This is a genomic window from Psychrobacter sp. UBA6766 (genome assembly GCF_002453355.1).
Lineage (GTDB): Bacteria > Pseudomonadota > Gammaproteobacteria > Pseudomonadales > Moraxellaceae > Psychrobacter.
The window spans coordinates 1-2,523 of sequence record NZ_DKGQ01000027.1 but is presented as its reverse complement, the minus strand read 5'-3'; the positions used below and the strand labels follow the sequence as shown (position 1 = coordinate 2,523).

Here is a 2,523-nt window from a genome sequence, read left to right as displayed (position 1 = left end):
GAGGTGCGTATTATAGACGCTTATTTTAATTAGTCAAGAAGTTATTTTATTTAGTTTGAAAGTTTTATCAATCTACTTAAAAGTAGTTTGATGTGTTCTTTCTCGCTAATGGTTGTTTATTCAGCGCTAAAGCACTTTCTAAACCCCTTCCCTCTCGACTGGGTGGCATTATACGCGCTTTTGATAGAGGGTCAAGGGGGTTTGAAAATTTAAATTGATACATCTTCTAACCCCTTGATTGTTTAGGATTTAAATCTGAGGTTTTAGCTTTAGTCTTACATTTTACTCTTTAAGGTGGTTACGATACCTGATAATGCATAAATGATACCAATAGCTAAGATGCCCACAGGGATATCATATAAGATGATACTCATGACCAATACGCCAATGATAAGCACAACAAATGGTACTTTCTTTTTATCGAACTCTTTAAAGCTATAGTATTTGACGTTACTGACCATCAATAAGCCGCAGATAACCACCCATGCCGCAAATAAGAACATGATGCCGGTATCGTATTGCCCGACCCATTCATTATGATCGACTGCAACCATGACAGCGGCGGTAACTAAGATAGCAGCAAGCGGACTTGCCAAACCAACGAAGTACTTTTTATCGACAATACCAACTTGCACATTAAAACGCGCAAGACGGAAAGCGGCGCAAGCGGTAAAGACGAAGGCGCAACCAAGACCAATACGACCTAACGGCTCTAATGCAAAGCTATAAATCAAAATCGCTGGCGCAACGCCAAAGGCTAGCATATCGGCAAGTGAATCATACTGCTCGCCAAAAGGACTCTGGGCATTGAGCATACGTGCCACTCGCCCATCGGCACCATCAAGAATGGTGGATAAGAAAATCGCTAATGAGGCTTTATAAAACTCGCCTTGGGTACTGGCTAAAATAGAGTAAAAACCTGATAGCAAGGATAAAGTGGTGATAAGATTGGGCGCTAAATAGACACCTCGACTGACCACACGCTTGCCCTCGGCGACTTCTGCTTCAATCACCTCAAAGGTCAAGCCATCGTAATTGTCATTATCCGCTAGGCGAATATTGAATTCGTGCTCATCGACAAAAGGCGGCTGGGTGGCAGCACTATCTTGTAATAGTGGCTCTTTTACCAAACCGTCATTCATAACCTTGTCGGTTACCAGACTGTCCTTTGCAAAGCTATCTTTACCCATGTTACTTGATGAGTGATCCGTCGTCATAACGATATCCTTATTCGCCAACCAGCCAGCGCACATTGGTTGCACTATCGGGAGACATGTCCGGTGCATCTGCAACTTTTAATAGTGGCTGTAAGAAACGCAAAATCTCACGCGCATGATTGTCAAACTGCCAAGGCGGATTGATAACGAGTAACCCTGTACCATTTAGGCCGACAGCGATATCGTTAGGATAAATGTTTAACTCGCAGACCAATTGACGTCTCATCTCAGTCCGTTTTAGCTTTTTGTAAAACAGCTCTACCGCTTCCATGTTTTTAATCGGGTACCATAACGCATAAGTACCTTGCGGCCACTTATTATAAGAATGCACCAATAGATCAATCAAACGAGTGAAGTCTTTATGTTCTTGCTCGTAAGGCGGGTCAAGGAAAATAAGACCACGCTTTTCTTTTGGCGGAATAACTGCTGCGATACCCTCAAAAGCATTGCGATGATGAATGCCAATCGGCAATTTATGAAGCTGATAATTTAGCGCATCGTATTCACTGGCTTTGGCTTCAAACGCTTCACCGCGCACGCCAGCATCAGGATTTTTTTCAACATGATGCGCAATCCACCACGGTGAACCGGGATAGACTTTTTTATCATAAGTAAAACGCGCTTGCTTAATGCCTTCCATATAGTCTTTGACAGCAGCCGGTGCTTTTTCAACGTCAGCTTTTACTAAGGCTTGGATACCGCCTTTGGCTTCGCCAGTTTTGCGCGCCTCTTCACTGCCGAGCGAATACAGGCCGCGACCGCCGTAAGCATCCAGCACATAAAAAGGTTTGTTCTTTTGCCCCAATTGATTCAGTAGTTGTATCAATAAAATGTGTTTAACAACATCAGCAAAGTTACCAGCGTGATAGGCGTGTTTATAGTTCATAATCTCAAAAGTTTAAATAAGAAAAATTGCATCTATGGTAGCATAGACAGGGTAAAAGATAACGATGGTTTTGGTAAAAAGGCATGGATTGGCTGTGTATTGACAGTCACCGACATGTTTATTGATAACGACGAGGCAAAATGACGCAGATTATTAGCAATCTTGAAGTGACACAGTTAGTCGTCGATCATCCGATTGGAGCGGATAACCCGCCACTACTATACCCATCTAGCGATGACGAAAGTCAAACGCCGCCAACTCAGCATGAATTACAATTCTCCGACTTCGATATTGATTGGCAAGAGAAGCTAACCGATAAACAGCTAGATACGTTTGTAGATGATGGCTGGTTGATTATTGATGAGGTGTTTGACAATAAAGCGCTGTTAGCCCTGCAGTCTGAGAGCGGTTTTATTGACT

2 protein-coding genes and 1 pseudogene are annotated in these 2,523 nt (G+C 42.8%); 1 reads left to right on the top strand and 2 read right to left on the bottom strand.

The genetic code is table 11. From position 1 onward, the window contains the following. Positions 1 to 275: 275 nt before the first annotated feature. Together pssA and B4K26_RS06290 are read right to left on the bottom strand one after the other, a co-directional pair. Positions 276 to 1,217: a CDP-diacylglycerol--serine O-phosphatidyltransferase gene (gene pssA / locus B4K26_RS06295; protein ID WP_296244227.1), complete on the bottom strand. Its 942-nt coding sequence runs from the start codon at positions 1,215 to 1,217 to the stop codon at positions 276 to 278. 10 nt (positions 1,218 to 1,227) lie between these two features. Beyond that, complete coding sequence (locus tag B4K26_RS06290; protein WP_296244226.1) at positions 1,228 to 2,103, bottom strand: 23S rRNA (adenine(2030)-N(6))-methyltransferase RlmJ; 876 nt, start codon at positions 2,101 to 2,103, stop codon at positions 1,228 to 1,230. Positions 2,104 to 2,243: 140 nt separating this feature from the next. Between B4K26_RS06290 and B4K26_RS06285 the strand changes: the two are divergent. After that, positions 2,244 to 2,523 (top strand): annotated as a pseudogene (locus tag B4K26_RS06285) (2OG-Fe(II) oxygenase); the annotation flags it as partial.